Consider the following 16,940-nt stretch of genomic DNA (forward strand, 5'->3'; position numbering starts at 1 on the left):
CGTACTCTGTGAGGGCCCCGGCAGTCGTTTTGTTCGCCGTCCGGTCCGTCCCCGGCGTCCGATCTCTGCCCGCATCCGAGCTCGCCCGACAGTAAGAGGAGACCGTGGCACGCCGTCCCGCCCCGATTGATCAACCACCCCGCACGGGAGTGGCTCACATCGTCGACCTGGTTCGCGAAACGGTTCCACCGCTGCACCCCGCCGGACTGCCCTTCGTCGGTGGTCCCCTGGCCGTCGCAGTGCTCGGCCGTCGGTCGAAGTGGGTCCGCAATGCCGGGCTCGTCGCCGCCGGAGCCTGCGCCACCTTCTTTCGCCACCCGTCGCGTGTGCCACCGAATCGGCCCGGCGTCGTGGTCGCTCCCGCCGATGGCCTGGTCACCCTCGTCGACACCGCCGTCCCGCCTGCCGAGCTCGATCTCGGTGCACAGCCCGTGCCGCGAGTGAGCATCTTCCTGTCCGTTCTGGACGTGCACGTGCAGCGCGTTCCCGTCGGCGGACGCGTGGTCGAGGTCGTGCACCGTCGCGGCCAGTTCAAGTCCGCAGACCTGGCCGAGGCCAGTGAGGTCAACGAGCGCAACAGCATGCACATCGAGACCGAATCCGGTCACCACGTCGGCGTGGTTCAGATCGCCGGTCTCATCGCTCGACGCATCGTCAACAACGCGAAGGTCGGAGACGTGCTCTCCATCGGCGACACGTACGGCCTGATCCGATTCGGCTCCCGCGTCGACACCTACTTCCCGGCCGGGACGACACTGCTCGTCGAACGCGGCCAACGAGCGGTCGGTGCCGAGACGGTACTCGCCGAGCTCCCCCAGTAGAAACGACATGATCACCAGACGCGCCAAGCCGCCTGCTGCTATCCGTCTGCTTCCGTCGGTCGTCACCATTCTCGCGTTGTGCTCCGGGCTGTCGGCGGTCAAGTTCGCCCTCGACGGTCAACTCGGAACCGCGCTCGCGATGATCGGTGCCGCTGCGATCCTCGACGCACTGGACGGCCGCATCGCTCGACTGCTCGACGCCACCAGCAAGATCGGTGCCGAGCTGGATTCATTGTCCGATGCAATCTCGTTCGGTGTCGCGCCGGCCTTGGTGCTCTACGTGACCCTGCTCGAGGGCAGCAGTGGCGGTTGGATCGTCGCACTGGTGTACGCCGTGAGCATCGTGCTCCGACTCGCGCGGTTCAACACCCTGCTCGACGAGGACGACACCCCGGCGTACGCCCGCGAGTTCTTCACCGGGGTCCCCGCACCCGCAGGTGCACTCATCGCGCTCGCCCCGATCGCTGCGTTCGAGGAATTCGGCGACGGCTGGTGGGCCTCGTTCTACGTCGTCGCCGGCTGGTCGATCCTCACCGCAGGTCTGATCGTCAGCACCATCCCCACGCTTGCGCTCAAGACCGTCTCGGTGCCGCCGCGCTTGGCCGCCGGTTTGCTGGTGCTGGTCGCGCTGCTCGCTGCCGCGCTCATCACCTTCCCGTTGGTCCTGCTGATGGGATTGGTGTTCGCCTACCTCGTGCACATCCCGTTTGCGGTGCGCTCGCAGCGCTGGACGGCTGCACGCCCGTACACATGGGATGCGAAGCCCGCCGAGCGTCGCGCGGAACGGCGCGCCATTCGACGGTCACCCGGCAATGCGCGCCGGTCGCAGGCGCGTCTGGGACTACGCCGACCGCGCAGCTGACGACCCCATTAGGTTGGACGTGTGACCGAATCCCGAACGCCCGAGCTCGTTCTCACCACCCGATTGAACACCTCGGCTGCCGACGCCAGACGAGGCGTCGTCCGGCTCCATCCCGAGGTCTTGGCGGCGCTCGGTCTGCGGGAGTGGGATGCAGTCTCGCTGATCGGTTCTCGGCGTACGGCTGCGGTGGTTGCCGAGGCTCCCAGCGGAGTCCCGCAGGGTACCGCGCTGCTCGACGACGTCACGCTCTCCAATGCCGGGCTACGCGAGAATGCTTCTGTGGCAGTCGCTCCCGTGACGGTCTACGGGGCGAGAACCGTCACGGTCACCGGGTCGGCCCTGGCCACCGGTTCCATTTCCGACGCCACCCTGCGCCAAGCGCTGCTCGGTAAGGTCCTCACCGTGGGCGACACCGTGTCGCTCCTCCCCCGGGATCTGGGACCGGGCACATCGACGTCGACGGCCACGCAGGCACTGTCGCGAACGTTCGGGGTGGCGTGGACGACCGAACTGTTGACGGTCTCGGTCGTCGAACCCTCCGGCGGTCCCGTGAGCGTACAACCCAATTCTGCGGTGAGCTGGGGCCGCGGCGCAGTCACCTCGGGATCACCTGAATCGGTCTCGGCCACATCGGTTCCGACGCTCGGAGCTGCGGCGCCGCCACGCGTCAGTGCGGCCGATCTGGTGGGCGTGAGCGCTGCGCAGGCCAAACTCACCGAGTGGCTACGCCTGGCGCTCGACGAGTCGGAACTGCTCGCCACCCTCGGTGCCTCTCCGCATCTGGGCGTGCTGATCACCGGCCCGGGCGGAGTGGGCAAGACGACGTTGGCTCGAGCCGTCATCGGCGAACGGCGAAGCGTCGTGCTGGACGGTCCGTCGATCGGCGCATTGGAGGCGTCGGCTCGCGTCGAACGCGTCACTGCTGCGGTGGACGAACTGACCGGCGCGGGGGTGTTGCTGATCACCGATGTCGACGCGTTGCTGCCGTCCGATCCGGAGCCTGCGTCGACGTTCGTCCTCGATGTGCTGCGCCGGGCCGTCGACACTCCCGGCTTCGCACTGATCGTGACGACGGCACATCCCGAGGCCACCGACGCCAGATTACGCGGGCAGGATCTGTGCGATCGCGAGCTGACCCTCACTCTCCCCGATGCCGCCGGTCGCAGAGCGTTGCTGGAGCATCTACTGAAGAAGGTTCCACAGGATGACGTCGACCTCGTCGAAATAGCCTCACGGACACCGGGTTTCGTTGTCGCCGATCTCGCCGCCCTGGTGCGCGAAGCGGCGCTCCGAGCGGCTGCGCGGGCATCCAACGATGCCACCGCCGCCTCGCTGATGCACGACGACCTGATCGGCGCGTTGCAGGTGATCCGGCCGTTGTCGCGCTCGGGTGCCGAGGAATTGGCAATCGGCAGCCTCTCCCTCGAGGACGTGGGAGACATGGTCGAGACCAAGCAGGCCCTGACCGAGGCCGTACTGTGGCCGCTGCGTCATCCGGATTCGTTCGCGCGCTTGGGCATCGAGCCACCGCGAGGGGTTCTGCTGTACGGCCCACCCGGATGCGGCAAGACGTTTCTGGTCCGCGCCTTGGCCAGCTCGGGCCAGCTCAGCGTCCATTCGGTCAAGGGCGCGGAACTCATGGACAAGTGGGTCGGGTCCTCGGAAAAGGCTGTGCGCGAACTGTTTCAGCGCGCCCGAGACTCCGCCCCCTCGCTCATATTTCTCGACGAGGTCGACGCCCTCGTCCCGCGTCGCGGGCAGAGTTCGGATTCCGGTGTCGGCGACCGAGTGGTCGCAGCTCTGCTGACCGAGCTCGACGGCGTCGAACCACTGCGCGACGTCGTCGTACTCGGCGCAACGAACCGGCCCGATCTGATCGACCCGGCTCTACTGCGGCCCGGCAGGCTCGAGCGCCTGGTCTTCGTCCCGCCGCCGGATGCCGATGCGCGGGTGGACATCCTGAAGGCGTCGGGCAAATCGATCCCACTTGCCGACGACGTCGATCTCGAATCCCTCGCGCACGATCTCAACGGCTACTCCGCCGCGGACTGCGCGGCCCTGCTGCGCGAAGCCGCACTGACGGCGATGCGTCGGTCGATGGACGCAGCGGACGTCACCGCCGACGATGTCGCCACCGCTCGGGCGACGGTCAAACCGTCACTCGATCCCGAGCAGGTGGCGCATCTGCGGGCCTACGGGTCGTGAGCGGAAACTCGTAGCAGGCTACGAAGTTTCACGCACGTGCGGCGAAGCCGCTCTCACTTCCAGCGGGCGAGAACTTCTTCGGCGCGCTTGGCGAGCACCATCTGGAAGATCGGCCCGAAGCTGATGCGACCGACACCGAGGGATGCGAAGTGCGACAGGTCGCCCTCGGCGGGGTTGGCGATGGCGTTGATGGGTAGCGGGAGTTCCTCGGCGAGACGCTTGTAGTCGTCGTCGTTGTGGAAGCCGACGGGGTAGAGCGAGTCGGCTCCGGCTGCGGCGGCCAGCTTCAGGCGTGCGATGGCGCGGTCGACGCGATCGTTCTCGTCACCGATCTGCTTGACGAACAGGTCGGTGCGGGCGTTGATGACGACGTGGACGTCGGTGGCGTCGGATGCCGCGCGGAGGGCTCCGACGAAGTCGGCGTGTTCCTGTGCTTCGCGGAGTCGGCCGCCCTCGCTGTGGACGGTGTCTTCGATGTTGAGGCCGACGGCTCCGGCGGAGATCAGTCCGTCGATCAGGCGCTTGGGGTCCTCGCCGTAGCCGGACTCGATGTCGACCGAGAGCGGTGCGTCCACGGCGGCGGAGATCTGGGAGATGCGGGTGAGCAGTTCGTCGAAGGTGATGCCCTCGTTGTCCGGCTTGCCGATCGAGTCGGACACGGGGTGGCTGCCGACGGTCAGTGCGGTGAAGCCGGCGGACACGGCGAGGTTGGCGGACCAGGCGTCCCACACGGTCGGCAGGACGACCGGGTTGCCGGGCTGGTGCAGCTCGAGCAGGGTTGTGGCCTTCTGGGACAGGTCGGTCATGGAGACTCCTTCGCGGCGGTTGTGGAGAACGTACGTTCTCCCACACCCAACATACCCGCTTCAGTCGATCAAATCGAGGGCTTTCATTCGGTCGAACACCATCAGTGACCCCGGGGCGACATCGGGCATAGCGGCGTACTCGTCGCGAGTGAAGTACCGGATCTCGGCGATCTCGCTGGTCGGCGTCGGCTCGTTCGACAGATCAGCGAGGAAACACGTGATCTCGAGCGGGGTACCCGTCGGATGGCCCCAGGCCTGGCACTCGAATACTCCGAGCAGCCGCACGTCGATGACCGCGGCGTCGAGCTCTTCCCTGATCTCGCGGTGCAGCGCCTGCTCGGGCGACTCGCCGGGATCGATCTTGCCGCCGGCCATGTAGAAGGCGGACTTGCCCGTCGACCGCGCCTGAAGCATGCGGCGGTGGCGAACGTACGCAAGGCCGGCGGTGCGAATGGGTCTCGGATCACTCATCGACGATCGACTCTCTTTATCGGAAACGTCCGGTTTGTACCGCATGGCACGCCGTCGACCACGCAAAGTAGGATGGAATCCGACAAACGTGCCCGCCACCGTTCGGTGGCCGGTTCGTATTTCTCAAAGACCGAGTCCTCGAAGATCCAGGTCTATTTCACACAATTTCACGACCCTACTCATCGCCGCCCTACGACCACCGCCCCGGCCCGAAAGCCGAGGCGACCGAGACGACGGAGTGATTTTTGCTCGCTATTCTTCTTGCGCACGCCGCCGCCGCGCTGCTCGCGCCGCTCCTCGTCCGGTGGTGGGGACGCACTGCATTCTTCCCTCTGGCACTGGTGCCACTGCTCAGCCTGATCTGGGTGTTCGGCAACTGGAACACCGACCAGAGGCTGCACATCGAATGGGTTCCCGGCCTGTCGATGGACATCGACATGCGCTTCGATTCGCTCGCCGCCATCATGTCGTTGCTCGTTCTGGGCATCGGTTCGCTGATCCTGCTGTACTGCGCCCGCTACTTCGAGGACGACGAGCCCAGGCTGGGCCTGTTCGCCGCCGAGATGGTCGCGTTCTCCGGAGCCATGTTCGGCCTGATCACCAGCGACAACATGCTCGTGCTCTACATCTTCTGGGAAATCACGACGGTGTTGTCGTTCCTGCTGGTCGGCCACTACGCAGAACGCGCATCGAGCAGGCGCGCCGCGACGCAGGCTCTGCTCGTCACCACCGCAGGTGGTCTGGCGATGCTGGTGGGCATCATCGTCCTGGGCCAGGCCGCCGGGTCGTACAACCTGTCCGAGGTCGTCGCGAACGCCCCGGGTGGCTGGCTGCCCGGAGTGGCGATCGTGTTGATCCTCATCGGCGCCCTGAGCAAATCGGCCATCGTGCCGATGCACTTCTGGCTTCCCGGTGCCATGGCCGCGCCGACGCCGGTCAGTGGATACCTGCACGCCGCCGCGATGGTCAAGGCCGGTATCTACCTGGTCGCGCGCCTCGCTCCGGGTTTCGCGGACTCCGGTCCGTGGCGCGCCACGGTCATCAGCCTCGGATTGCTGTCGATGATTCTGGCCGGCTGGCGAGCACTCCGCGCCTTCGACCTCAAACTCATTCTGGCGTTCGGCACGGTCAGCCAGCTGGGCTTCCTGATGGTCCTGGTCGGCATCGGATCCGAGAAGGCCATGTTGGCCGGTCTGACGATGGTGATCGCGCACGCGATGTTCAAGGCCACGCTGTTCATGGTGGTCGGCATCATCGACCACACCACCGGCACCCGAGACATTCGTAAGCTCGCCCACCTGGGTAAGAAGGCCCCGTGGCTCGCCGCGATAGCCGCGCTGGCCGCGGCCAGCATGGCTGGACTACCACCGATGATCGGCTTCGTCGGCAAGGAAACAGCCCTGTCGGCCGTGATCAGTACTCCGACGCTCGACCCCACGGTCGCCGCGGTGGTCGTCGCAGGCCTGGTGATCGGCTCGATCCTGACGGTCACCTACAGCATTCGGTTCGTCTGGGGCGCGTTCGCCCGCAAGCAGCTCAAGCGTCCGAGCCCGTCCGTCAGAGCAATGCACGCACCCTCCGCATTGTTCCTCGCCGCGCCCGCGTTTCTCGCCGTTCTGGGTCTGATCGCCGGATTCGCCTCCTCGGTCGTCGACCACATCGTCAGTCCCTACGCCCGAACCCTGCCGTCGTACGGGCAGGAGCCTTACCACCTGGCGTTGTGGCACGGGTTCAACCTGCCGCTGGCGTTGACCGTCGTCGTGGTCACCGGCGGCGTCGGGCTGTTCATCGCACATCGGGTGGTCAACCGACTCAAGTTCGAGCATCCACCGCTCGGCAACGCAGACCGCATCTACGACAACGTGCTCAAGTCCATGGACACCCTGTCCATCCGCCTCACCGGCACCACGCAGCGCGGTTCGCTCCCCCTCACCCAGGGCACCATCTTGCTGACCCTGGTGCTGCTGCCGATCATCGTGTTGCTCGTCGGGCAGAAGCCAGGCCTGGAGTACACCCTGTGGAACACCCCGCTCCAGTTTGTCATCGGAGTGATCATGATCGCGGGTGGCCTCGGCGCAACTGTCATGCGAAACCGTCTGGCCAGCGTCATCCTCGTCGGACTCACCGGCTACGGCTGCGGCGTCATCTTCGCCATCCACGGTGCACCCGACCTCGCCCTGACTCAGTTCCTCGTCGAGACGCTGACCCTCGTGGTCTTCGTGCTGGTGCTGCGCAAGCTACCGGCCGAGGTCGACGACCGCGGCTCGGCCGGATCCCGCGGACCCCGTGCCGCGCTCGCCGTCGCCGTCGGTGCCACGGTCAGTGTGTTGGGCGCGTTCGCAATGAACGCCCGCAGCGCCGCCCCGGTGTCGCTGCAGTTCCCCGAGGCCGCGTACGAGCTGGGCGACGGGAAGAACATCGTCAACGTGATCCTCGTCGACATCCGCGCCTGGGACACGCTCGGCGAAATCTGCGTACTCCTCGTCGCCGCGACCGGCGTGGCCAGCCTGGTGTTCCGCAACCGCCGGTTCGGCAGCGCTCCGCGGGTGTCCGACGCCCCCGCCTCGTCGTCGGACACGAACGACGCGGCGGAGACGACGTGGCTGCTCGGCGGCGATCTGATCGATCCGCGGCATCGTTCGTTGATTCTCGAGGTCACGACGCGGTTGATCTTCCCGACGATCATGGTGCTGTCGATCTACTTCTTCTTCTCCGGGCACAACGCCCCCGGCGGCGGTTTCGCCGGTGGACTGACGGCGGGCTTGGCGCTGGTGCTGCGGTATCTCGCCGGCGGCCGGTACGAGCTCGGTGAGGCCGTTCCGATCGACGCAGGCAAGATCCTGGGTCTCGGGTTGATCTTCGCGGCCGGGACCGCGGTGGCGTCGATGTTCCTCGGCGCTCCGGCGCTGTCGTCGGCGACGTTGGAAGTGACACTTCCTCTCCTCGGTGACATCAAGCTCGTCACCGCATTGTTCTTCGACCTCGGTGTCTATCTCATCGTGGTCGGGTTGGTACTCGACGTGCTCCGCAGTCTCGGCGCGCGTCTCGACGCACAGGTGGAAATGCAGAGCCAAGGCCGAGTGAGTGCCCCATGACCGCAGATGTCGGAATGCTCGTCATCGTCGGCGTTCTCGTCGCATCGGGTGTGTACCTGCTGCTCGAACGCACTATCACCAAGATGCTGCTCGGTCTGCTGCTGTTCGGCAACGGAGTCAATCTGTTGCTGCTCACCGTCGGTGGCCCGGCAGGTACGCCGCCCATCGTCGGTCGGGACAACTCTCTGCACCAGAACATGGCCGATCCGTTGGCTCAGGCCATGATCCTGACGGCGATCGTCATCACCATGGGTATCGCTGCCTTCGTGCTCGCGCTGGCGTATCGATCGTTCACGCTCAACACGAAGGACGACCTGGAGAACGACCCCGAGGACACCAAGGTCTCCCAGCGCCGTTCGATGGCCGAAGCACCGGACCGCGACCGTTCCGACGACCCGGTCACCGGTGAACCGAGCTTCGGGGGCGACGCCTTCGACTCGAAGGGCAATCCGATTCCACTCGAACAGATCAGGAACCTCGAAGATCTCGAGTGCTACGAGGATCTGCACGACGGCGACTTCGACAACGACGACGACAACCCCCAGCTGCGCGGTCTCGACGGCCTCGACACGGCCGAGAAAGACGACAGCCGACCTGAGCACCCCAGCACTGACGACTCCAGCGCTGACGACTCCAGCACCGACGACACGAAGGGAGACGACAAGTGACGATCTCCCCGGGCGTGATCGATGCCCTGACCCCGCTGCCCGTGCTCATCCCGATGCTCGCGGCGGCACTGACGCTGGTGCTGGGACGTCGGCCCCGCGCGCAGCGTTTCATCACTCTCGCCGCGCTGACCGCGGTGGTCGCGATCTCGTCGATGATGCTCTATCTCGCCGACCGCGACGGGACCAGCGCACTGCAGGTCGGTGGCTGGGATTCACCACTGGGCATTTCGCTGGTGGTGGACCGGCTGTCGGCGATGATGCTCGTCGTCTCGTCGATCGTGCTGCTGGCCGTCATGGTGTACTCGATCGGACAGGGTATTCGCGACGGCAGCGAGAATCAGCCGGTATCGATCTTCCTGCCCACCTATCTGGCCTTGACCGCAGGCGTCTGCAACGCGTTTCTCGCCGGCGACCTGTTCAATCTGTTCGTCGGCTTCGAGGTACTGCTCGCCGCCTCGTTCGTGTTGCTGACGCTCGGTGCGAGTGCCGACCGGGTTCGCGCCGGTGTGTCCTACGTGATGGTCTCGATGGTCTCCTCGCTGATCTTCCTGATCGGCATCGCACTGGTCTACGGTGCCACCGGAACACTGAACCTGGCCCACATCGCCGTGCGGATGGACGACATCCCGTCCGGCACCCGCACCGCCATCTTCGCGGTGTTGCTGGTCGCGTTCGGCATCAAGGCCGCGGTGTTCCCGCTGTCCACGTGGCTACCCGACTCGTACCCCACGGCCCCGGCTCCGGTCACCGCGGTGTTCGCCGGCTTGCTGACGAAGGTCGGTGTGTACGCGATCATTCGCGCACACACGCTGCTGTTCCCGGACGGCTCACTCGACAACGTTCTGATGGTCTGCGGCCTGCTGACGATGCTCGTCGGCATCCTCGGCTCCATCGCACAGAGCGACATCAAACGACTGCTCTCGTTCACCCTCGTCAGCCACATCGGCTACATGATCTTCGGTGTCGCGCTGTCGACTCAATCGGGATTGTCCGGCTCGATCTATTACGTTGCGCACCACATTCTGGTGCAGACGACGCTGTTCCTCGTCGTCGGCCTGATCGAGCGCCAAGCCGGTTCGTCGTCCCTGCGACGGCTCGGCGGCTTGGCCGCGGCCAGCCCGGTGCTGGCCATTGTCTTCCTGGTGCCGGCCCTCAATCTCGGTGGTATTCCACCGTTCTCGGGGTTCATCGGCAAGGTCGCCCTGCTGCAGGCCGGCAGCGACCAGGGCAGCGTACTGGCCTGGTTGCTCGTGGCCGGCGGCACCGTCACCAGCCTGCTGACGCTGTACGTGGTTGCTCGTGTCTGGACCAAGGCGTTCTGGCGAGCCCGCGCCGACGCACCCGAAGGCGATCTCGCGGACAACAGCCCCTCTGCCCTGCTCGACGATTCCTCGGACATCCAGTTCGGTGACCGCGAGGATGTGGGCCGGATGCCCGCCTTCATGTTGATCCCGACGATCGGCCTCGTCGTCGTCGGTTTGGCGATGACGGTGTTCGCCGGCCGCATCATCGACATCAGCGATCGGGCGGCGGCGGATCTGCGGGATCGCTCGGTGTACATCGACGCCGTGCGGGGAGCCGAGTTCGTCGGCGATCAGGCCTACGAACAAGCACGAGCGGATGAGGAGGGCACCCGATGAAGATGAACCGTTCCTTCCTGCTGCGAATCTGGACCCTGGCATGGCTGACGGCTATCTGGGTTCTGTTGTGGGGCAACGTCTCTGCTGCCAATATCCTCGGTGGCCTCGCGGTCGGCCTGCTCATCATGGTGCTGTTGCCGTTGCCGCGGGTGCCGGTCGAGGGCCGCATCCACGTGTTCTCGCTCGTCAAGCTTGCAGTCGTATTCCTTTATTACGCAGCCGAATCCAGCGTCAGTGTGGCGTGGTTGGCGATCCGCCCGAAGGCACCGCCGGTCACCGGTGTGCTGCGCTGCCGCATCGCCATCAAGTCCGATCTGGTGCTCACCCTCTTCGTCGACGCGATGAATCTCGTTCCGGGAACGATGGTCCTCGAGATCGATCGCACCCGACGCCTGCTGTACGTGCACGTGCTGGACATGGGGACGCAGAAGGCCGTGGACGGCTTCTACGCTTACGTCCGGAACCTGGAGAAGCTGTTCGTCGCGGCCTTCGAGCGTGACTCCGACTGGAAGCCGAGCCCCCTGCATTACCAGGAGTACGAGCAATATCACGGGGTTCTCGGCGACGATCCCGAATCGGGCGACCTCGATACCCCGCGCGACGACAAGATGACCGACGACAACAGGAAGGGGGACTGGTCGTGACCGTCGTATTGGCGATCGCAGGCGCGCTGCTGCTCGCCGCCGCGATCCTCACCGCATTCCGGCTGCTCGACGGCCCGAGCACCTTGGACCGGTTGGTCGCGATGGACACCATCCTCGCCGTGTCGATGTGTGGGCTCGGTGTGTGGGCCGTCTACAGCCGCGACACCACGCTGGTGCCTGCCATCGTTGCGCTGTCCCTGGTCAGCTTCGTCGGGTCGGTCAGCATCGCGCGATTCAGAGTGAGGGACGAATGAGCACGGTAGCCCAGGTCATTGCCTCGATCTTCATCCTGATGGGAGCTCTGCTGGCTTTCACGGCCGCCGTCGGCATCGTGCGCTTTCCCGACACCCTCTCGCGTATGCACGCGGCCACCAAGCCGCAGGTGGTCGGCTTGATCATGGTGTTGGTCGGCGCGATCATCAGCCTGCGCGGCAATGTCGATATCTGGATGCTGGTGCTGGTCGGCATCTTCACGCTCGTCACCGCTCCGGTGATCGCGCACACCGTGGGACGCGTCGCCTACCGGGAACAGCGCGGGCGCGACGGCCTGCTCATCGTCAACGAGATGGAACCGAACGAACCCGATCAGTGAAGCGCGAGCGATCGGCGAAGAACGCGGTATGGAATCCGAACGCCATGCCGATCAGAATTCCGAGCACGAGCGGACCGAACACCAGTGGGTTCGCGGCGAACTCCTCGGCGAGGTAGCGGTAGCTCAACAGTAGTACGGCCATCGCGACGCAACCGTAGGTCACCAGCGTGATCCGGTCGCGGTCCCATCCCCGTTCCGGGTCGCGCAGCAACGATTCGATGGTGAGGCACAGTATCGCGCCCGCGACCAGGTCGACGCCGTAGTGGTAACCGAATCCGAGCGTCGCGGCCAGTGTTCCCACCAGCCACAGTGTGCCGCCGGTGCGCAGCCACCAGGGACCGCGTCGGGAATGGATGAAGATGCTCAGTGCCCACGCGGTGTGCAGGCTGGGCATGCAGTTGCGCGGCGTCTGCGAATCGAACGGGATCTCGCCGAGGGTGCCCGAGAGCGGAACCGACTGCATCGGCCACGACTCGAACGCGAACATCGGGCCCACCACCGGAAACAGCAGGTAGAACACCGGTCCGACGAGTCCGATCAGCAGGAACGTGCGGAACAGGAAGTGTTTCGGCCACGCCGAGCCCGCGGCGACCCCACGCAGTTGGTACAGCGCAACGATGATCGCCGCGACGGGGAGCTGAATGTAGATCCAGTGCAGCGTTCCCTCGGCGACCGGGCCGAGTCGGTCCAGAATGCTGCCGAGCACCCAGGACGGATTTCCCAGCGCATGATCGGCGGCGTATGCGTATTCGTCGAGAACGTAGGGCCGGACCAAGGTCGTGATGTGCAACCAGGCATCACCCGCCTTGGTCGCGAGCAACAACAGTGCGCCGAGGGCGACGCCGCGCATCGCCCGAGCGTCATGCCGCCGGACGACATGGAACGCGAGCGCGACCAGCACCAGCGACGGCCCGTTCCCGACGGTCGGCGGCACATCGAACAGATACCGGCCGCCCAGTACGACGGCGTCGAGCGCAGCAGCGACGGCCAGTACGCGCAGGCGGGTGGAGTTGTTCAGACCTACCGTGGCCAGGACGAGCGCCGCCCACGGCAGCGACATCGACTTCGGTGTTCCGAACATGTCGTTCCACATGCTCGGCAGCGGGCCGGGGAAGGCCCACTTCCACGCGACGACCTGCAGCGTGAGCAGGAACGCCGCGACGAGGACGGCACCGACGATGAGAGGACGAACAGAGTCCTCACGTGTCGCGTCGACCTCGACGCTCTCGACGTCCCCCTGTAGCACGCCGTTGATCGTAAACGCTGAGTGAACGCAAAATTAAATACAGAGGGTCACGATTGGAGATCGGTGACCAACGACTCCACGACGGCACGCAGATCGCCGCCGGATTTCGCGGCCACGGCACGCTGGCGTTGATACGAGGCCCCGAGTCGGGGAATGTCCGCCACCGCGGCGAGTTCGTCGACGCAGTTCAGCCTTACCGCCGTCGGCGTCAATTTCTCCAGTAGGTCGTGCAGATCATCGGTGACCAGCCGCTCGTTGCTGTCGGCGTCGAGAATGATCTCGGCGTCGAGGCCGTACCGGGCAGCTCGCCATTTGTTCTCCTGAACGTGCCACGGCGGAATCGTCGGCAGAGTCTCGCCCGCTTCGAGTCGTTCGTCGAGATACACGATGAGGCAGTGCGTCAACGCGACGAGGGCTGCGAGCTCGCGCTTGGTCGATGCCCCGTCGCACACCCGGACCTCGATGGTTCCCCACTTCGGTGCGGGGCGGATGTCCCAGTGCATGCCCCCGAGCTGCTCGATGACGCCGGTCTTGAGCTGATCACGAACGAATCCCTCGAACTGCGACCAGTCGTCGAACTGAAACGGCAGACCGGCCGTCGGCAACTGCTGAAACATCAGTGCTCGGTTGCTGGCGTATCCGGTGTCGTTGCCCGCCCAGATCGGCGAGGACGCCGACAGTGCCAACAGGTGTGGGTACTGCAACAGCAACGAGTTGAGGATGGGAAAGACCTTGTCGGGAGAGGACACGCCGACGTGGACGTGCACGCCCCAGATGAGCATCTGCCGACCCCACCACTGGGTACGCGCGATGAGTTCGTCGTAGCTCGGGGAGCTGGTCAGCTGCTGCGTCGACCATTCGGCGAACGAGTGCGTCCCGGCCGAGAACAGATCGATCCCCAAGGGATCGGCCGCCCGACGAACGAGCGAGAGCGATCCACTGAGATCCTCCATGGCCTCCCCGACGTTCTCGCACACTCCGGTGACGAGTTCGACGGTGTTGCGCAGCAGTTCCTTCGTCACCCGAGGGGTGTCGCCGGCGAGGTCACGAACGCCGTCCATGACTGCCTCGGCGGAGTTGACCAGATCCCGCGTGCTCTTGTCGACGAGCGCGATTTCCCACTCCACGCCGAGCGTGGGTTGCGGAGAGCTCGCGAAGTCGATCCGGGGAGCGTTCAAACTACTTCAGTACCGCGCACGCCGCCCGAGCACCGGCATCACCGGTCATCAGGGTCGCCATGTCGGGTACCGCAGCACCGTCGGGCAACGTGTACCGCGGCGGGATGTTGGCGAAGTTGTCTGCTCCCTCGTGCACGATGACCGACGTTCCGGCACCACCGGCACGCAGGTCGTCCAGCGTGATCGCATCGGTGGTGGTGACCAGGCGGCCCGTGCCGTCCTCGCCCACCTGGATCGACGACAGGTCGCCGCTGGAGGGGTGTTCGGTGCGTCCGTCGACCTGCAGGTGACCACCCGCAGAGAGGAAATTGCCCGGCTCGCCGCCGGTCGGCGCCACCGAGTTGGGCTCGCAGGCCCCGACGGTGTGGACGTGGAAGCCGTGGAAGCCCGGCGTCATGTTCTCGACCTCGGCCGTGACGGTGAGCTTCTCGCCCTCCGACGCGAACGACACGGTGCCCACCTCGGCACCGGACGCGTTGCGGAGCACGCCCTCGATCATGTTCTCGGAGCTGCCTTCCGAGCCACTCTCTGCCCGACCGTCACCGGCGACTGCGGCCGCGGACGGGTCTGCTTCACCGGTCCACACCGGCGGCACCGTGCCGGGTGCGTCGGACGCGACCTCGCCGTTGCTGCAGGCAGAGAGCCCGAGAGCGGCGATCGCGAGGACCGGGGCCACGTAACGCAAAGAGCGGGTCGCAGCAGTGCGTCGCTTGAACAGGTCCATCGAAGAGTGCTCCTCTTTCGGGCAGGGTGAAGGGCTTGCAAAATCATAACGTGCCGACCGATTCGGCCGAACCGGACAGGTTGTCATGCCGGCGAGTTACTGGGTCACGATGACGACGACACCCGCGGTGGATTCGAGTGAACTGGGTTTGGGCTCGGCCGGGATGCCGAGTTGGGTGGCGATCGTCTGCGCTGCTTGCTGCTCACCGGTATCGGTGCCGTAGTACACCGCGGTTTGGGCGAACTGGGCTTCGCTGAAGTTGCCGGTCTCGGCAACGGTCCAGCCCTCGGCGGTGAGTGTGCTCGCAGTGCCGGCGGCGAGCCCGGAGACGTTGGAGTTGTTGAGCACGCGCACCTCGACATCGGCGGCGGCGCGGGAGGTGGTTGCTGCGGAGGACGTGGTCGACGACGCAGCGGCGGGAGCTTGGGTACCCGGAGACTGCGCGACCGGAGCTTGCCCGGCCGCAGTCGTCGTCGCGGCCGCAGCGGGGGGCTCTGCGGCGGCATCCTCGGAATCCGAGCCGGTCAGCGACAATGCACCGATCGCTGCGAACAGGATCGCGAGCGAGATCAGCACCATGGCCAGAGCACGGAGGGGTGGCCCGGTCTGTTCCGGGTTGGGGCTGCTCACGTACTCGACCCTAGCCGACCGTCGACCGAGACCTTTTCAACGGAGCTCGCACGTTCCCCACGGAGCAACAGCCCTCGGCAGAGTCGAAACCTGACGCGGGCGCTCAGACGTCGAAACCGAGCCGACGTGCGGCGCGGGCCTTCTGCCTGCTCGCGCGCAAGCGGCGCAGTCGCTTGACCAGCATCGGGTCTGCGGCAAGAGCTTCGGGACGGTCCACCAACGCGTTGAGGATCTGGTAATAGCGGGTTGCCGACATCGAGAAGAGTTCCTTGATCGCCTCTTCCTTCGCCCCGGCGTACTTCCACCACTGACGCTCGAAGGACAGGATGTCGTGCTCTCGTCGGCTCAAGCCGTCCGCACCGACTTCGTTCGGATCCTGAGAGCCGTCCGATTTTCCCGGTTGCTGAGACTGGTTCGAGTCACGCGCTGCTGCGCCGTCCATCCCACTCCTCGACTTCTCGACTCCCCTGGGCCCGTGCGACAACCGACCCCGAGGAAATCTGCTTCCCCCAGTGCTGCCGGCACCCGTACGAGTACCGACCGAACTTCGAGCGAATTACACAGTTGTACTTCGGGGATCATTCAACCACGTTCGACCGCCCGGACCCGGCTCCCGCGAAGTACTCGCGCGTGGCGTGTTCGTAGACGACCGAACCGTCGGTGCGACACTCGTCCACCGGCTCCGCTCCCGACGGGCCGGTGGGTAGGCCGGGGGCCACCCACTATCCTTGTCGACCATGGCAATTCTTCCCATCCGGATCGTCGGCGATCCGGTGCTCCACACTGCGACCGATCCCGTCACCGAGTCGCCGGCCGAGCTCGCCGAGCTGATCGCCGACATGTACGAGACGTTGGCGGCTGCCAACGGCGTCGGACTGGCGGCGAACCAGGTGGGCGTCGGTAAGCGTCTGTTCATCTACGACTGCCCCGACCAGGGCGCGGACGGCAAGGTTTTCCGCCGCCGCGGAGAAGTCGTCAACCCGGTGCTCGAGACGTCCGAGATTCCCGAAACGATGCCCGATCCCGACGATGACGACGAGGGGTGCCTCTCGGTCCCCGGTGAGCAGTACCCCACCGGTCGGGCCGAGTGGGCGCGAGTGACCGGTACCGACGCCAACGGCGATCCGGTGGACATCGAGGGCCGCGGGTTCTTCGCCCGGATGTTGCAGCACGAGGTGGGTCACCTCGACGGCTTTCTCTACACCGATGTGCTCATCGGTCGCCACGCGCGAGCGGCGAAGAAGGTGATCAAGCGCTCCGGATGGGGCGTCCCCGGCCTCAGCTGGGTTCCGGGCACCGTCGACGACCCCTTCGGCCACGACGACGAGGACGAGGATTGATCGCTGCCGTGACCGTTC

General features: G+C 65.8%; 17 protein-coding genes. 10 read left to right on the forward strand and 7 right to left on the reverse strand.

Annotated elements, in window-relative coordinates; genetic code table 11:
* The first annotated feature begins 104 nt into the window (after nucleotides 1-104).
* From E4P29_RS02125 to E4P29_RS02135, 3 genes are read left to right on the forward strand one after another with little or no spacing between them, the layout of a single operon-like run.
* A complete protein-coding gene (locus E4P29_RS02125; RefSeq protein WP_094717243.1) occupies nucleotides 105-821 on the forward strand; it encodes a phosphatidylserine decarboxylase in 717 nt (238 codons plus the stop codon).
* Nucleotides 822-828: 7 nt separating this feature from the next.
* Nucleotides 829-1,683: a phosphatidylcholine/phosphatidylserine synthase gene (locus E4P29_RS02130; protein ID WP_027498461.1), complete on the forward strand. Its 855-nt coding sequence runs from the start codon at nucleotides 829-831 to the stop codon at nucleotides 1,681-1,683.
* A 21-nt stretch (nucleotides 1,684-1,704) separates the two neighbouring features.
* Nucleotides 1,705-3,888: an AAA family ATPase gene (locus E4P29_RS02135; protein WP_135041488.1), complete on the forward strand. Its 2,184-nt coding sequence runs from the start codon at nucleotides 1,705-1,707 to the stop codon at nucleotides 3,886-3,888.
* 53 nt (nucleotides 3,889-3,941) lie between these two features.
* Here E4P29_RS02135 and E4P29_RS02140 read toward each other — a convergent pair whose 3' ends face one another.
* Nucleotides 3,942-4,694 carry an isocitrate lyase/phosphoenolpyruvate mutase family protein gene (locus E4P29_RS02140; protein ID WP_032365137.1) on the reverse strand — a complete coding sequence of 251 codons (753 nt, stop codon included), beginning with the start codon at nucleotides 4,692-4,694 and terminating at the stop codon, nucleotides 3,942-3,944.
* Nucleotides 4,695-4,754: 60 nt separating this feature from the next.
* The gene (locus E4P29_RS02145; RefSeq protein WP_209205268.1) at nucleotides 4,755-5,165 is read right to left on the reverse strand and encodes an NUDIX domain-containing protein; all 411 of its coding nucleotides are present in this window, start codon (nucleotides 5,163-5,165) and stop codon (nucleotides 4,755-4,757) included.
* Nucleotides 5,166-5,410: 245 nt separating this feature from the next.
* Here E4P29_RS02145 and E4P29_RS02150 point away from each other — a divergent pair, with 245 nt between their 5' ends.
* From E4P29_RS02150 to mnhG, 6 genes are read left to right on the forward strand one after another with little or no spacing between them, the layout of a single operon-like run.
* Nucleotides 5,411-8,260, forward strand: a complete 2,850-nt coding sequence (locus E4P29_RS02150) for a Na+/H+ antiporter subunit A (RefSeq protein WP_135041490.1) — start codon at nucleotides 5,411-5,413, stop codon at nucleotides 8,258-8,260.
* Nucleotides 8,257-8,928: a Na(+)/H(+) antiporter subunit C gene (locus tag E4P29_RS02155; RefSeq protein ID WP_135041492.1), complete on the forward strand. Its 672-nt coding sequence runs from the start codon at nucleotides 8,257-8,259 to the stop codon at nucleotides 8,926-8,928. Before E4P29_RS02150 ends, E4P29_RS02155 begins: the two co-directional genes overlap by 4 nt.
* Complete coding sequence (locus tag E4P29_RS02160; RefSeq protein WP_027498466.1) at nucleotides 8,925-10,568, forward strand: Na+/H+ antiporter subunit D; 1,644 nt, start codon at nucleotides 8,925-8,927, stop codon at nucleotides 10,566-10,568. The genes E4P29_RS02155 and E4P29_RS02160 overlap by 4 nt, the downstream gene beginning before the upstream one ends.
* A 2-nt stretch (nucleotides 10,569-10,570) precedes the next feature.
* Nucleotides 10,571-11,212 (forward strand): Na+/H+ antiporter subunit E, encoded by a 642-nt coding sequence (locus E4P29_RS02165; protein WP_245154133.1) that lies wholly within the window; start codon nucleotides 10,571-10,573, stop codon nucleotides 11,210-11,212.
* Nucleotides 11,209-11,466, forward strand: a complete 258-nt coding sequence (locus tag E4P29_RS02170; RefSeq protein ID WP_094622782.1) for a monovalent cation/H+ antiporter complex subunit F — start codon at nucleotides 11,209-11,211, stop codon at nucleotides 11,464-11,466. Before E4P29_RS02165 ends, E4P29_RS02170 begins: the two co-directional genes overlap by 4 nt.
* The gene (mnhG, locus tag E4P29_RS02175) at nucleotides 11,463-11,804 is read left to right on the forward strand and encodes a monovalent cation/H(+) antiporter subunit G (RefSeq protein ID WP_094622783.1); all 342 of its coding nucleotides are present in this window, start codon (nucleotides 11,463-11,465) and stop codon (nucleotides 11,802-11,804) included. Before E4P29_RS02170 ends, mnhG begins: the two co-directional genes overlap by 4 nt.
* On the opposite strand, the gene E4P29_RS02180 is transcribed toward mnhG, so the two are convergent.
* From E4P29_RS02180 to E4P29_RS02200, 5 genes are all read right to left on the reverse strand, one after another.
* Nucleotides 11,770-12,984: a phosphatase PAP2 family protein gene (locus tag E4P29_RS02180; RefSeq protein WP_245154134.1), complete on the reverse strand. Its 1,215-nt coding sequence runs from the start codon at nucleotides 12,982-12,984 to the stop codon at nucleotides 11,770-11,772. The two genes, mnhG and E4P29_RS02180, sit on opposite strands and share 35 nt — an antisense overlap.
* Before the next feature lie 113 nt (nucleotides 12,985-13,097).
* Nucleotides 13,098-14,228 (reverse strand): glutamate--cysteine ligase, encoded by a 1,131-nt coding sequence (locus tag E4P29_RS02185; protein WP_245154111.1) that lies wholly within the window; start codon nucleotides 14,226-14,228, stop codon nucleotides 13,098-13,100.
* A gap of 1 nt (nucleotide 14,229) precedes the next feature.
* Complete coding sequence (locus tag E4P29_RS02190; protein ID WP_135041496.1) at nucleotides 14,230-14,952, reverse strand: superoxide dismutase family protein; 723 nt, start codon at nucleotides 14,950-14,952, stop codon at nucleotides 14,230-14,232.
* A gap of 96 nt (nucleotides 14,953-15,048) precedes the next feature.
* Nucleotides 15,049-15,582: a LytR C-terminal domain-containing protein gene (locus E4P29_RS02195; RefSeq protein ID WP_245154112.1), complete on the reverse strand. Its 534-nt coding sequence runs from the start codon at nucleotides 15,580-15,582 to the stop codon at nucleotides 15,049-15,051.
* A gap of 103 nt (nucleotides 15,583-15,685) precedes the next feature.
* Nucleotides 15,686-16,024, reverse strand: a complete 339-nt coding sequence (locus E4P29_RS02200; RefSeq protein WP_032391276.1) for a DUF3263 domain-containing protein — start codon at nucleotides 16,022-16,024, stop codon at nucleotides 15,686-15,688.
* 295 nt (nucleotides 16,025-16,319) lie between these two features.
* On the opposite strand from E4P29_RS02200, the gene E4P29_RS02205 reads away from it, so the two are divergent.
* Nucleotides 16,320-16,922 (forward strand): peptide deformylase, encoded by a 603-nt coding sequence (locus E4P29_RS02205; protein ID WP_135041498.1) that lies wholly within the window; start codon nucleotides 16,320-16,322, stop codon nucleotides 16,920-16,922.
* The last annotated feature ends 18 nt before the right edge of the window (nucleotides 16,923-16,940 follow it).

This window comes from Rhodococcus sp. 1R11 (genome assembly GCF_004563845.1).
Taxonomy (GTDB): Bacteria; Actinomycetota; Actinomycetes; order Mycobacteriales; family Mycobacteriaceae; genus Rhodococcoides.

Bases quoted from the DNA above. Each gene is read 5' to 3' on its own strand.
- E4P29_RS02155 (WP_135041492.1), top strand. From the start codon at position 8,257: ATGACCGCAGATGTCGGAATGCTCGTCATCGTCGGCGTTCTCGTCGCA.
- E4P29_RS02205 (WP_135041498.1), top strand. From the start codon at position 16,320: ATGGCAATTCTTCCCATCCGGATCGTCGGCGATCCGGTGCTCCACACT.
- E4P29_RS02145 (WP_209205268.1), bottom strand. From the start codon at position 5,165: ATGAGTGATCCGAGACCCATTCGCACCGCCGGCCTTGCGTACGTTCGC.
- E4P29_RS02200 (WP_032391276.1), bottom strand. From the start codon at position 16,024: ATGGACGGCGCAGCAGCGCGTGACTCGAACCAGTCTCAGCAACCGGGA.
- E4P29_RS02130 (WP_027498461.1), top strand. From the start codon at position 829: ATGATCACCAGACGCGCCAAGCCGCCTGCTGCTATCCGTCTGCTTCCG.
- E4P29_RS02165 (WP_245154133.1), top strand. From the start codon at position 10,571: ATGAACCGTTCCTTCCTGCTGCGAATCTGGACCCTGGCATGGCTGACG.
- mnhG (WP_094622783.1), top strand. From the start codon at position 11,463: ATGAGCACGGTAGCCCAGGTCATTGCCTCGATCTTCATCCTGATGGGA.
- E4P29_RS02190 (WP_135041496.1), bottom strand. From the start codon at position 14,952: ATGGACCTGTTCAAGCGACGCACTGCTGCGACCCGCTCTTTGCGTTAC.
- E4P29_RS02140 (WP_032365137.1), bottom strand. From the start codon at position 4,694: ATGACCGACCTGTCCCAGAAGGCCACAACCCTGCTCGAGCTGCACCAG.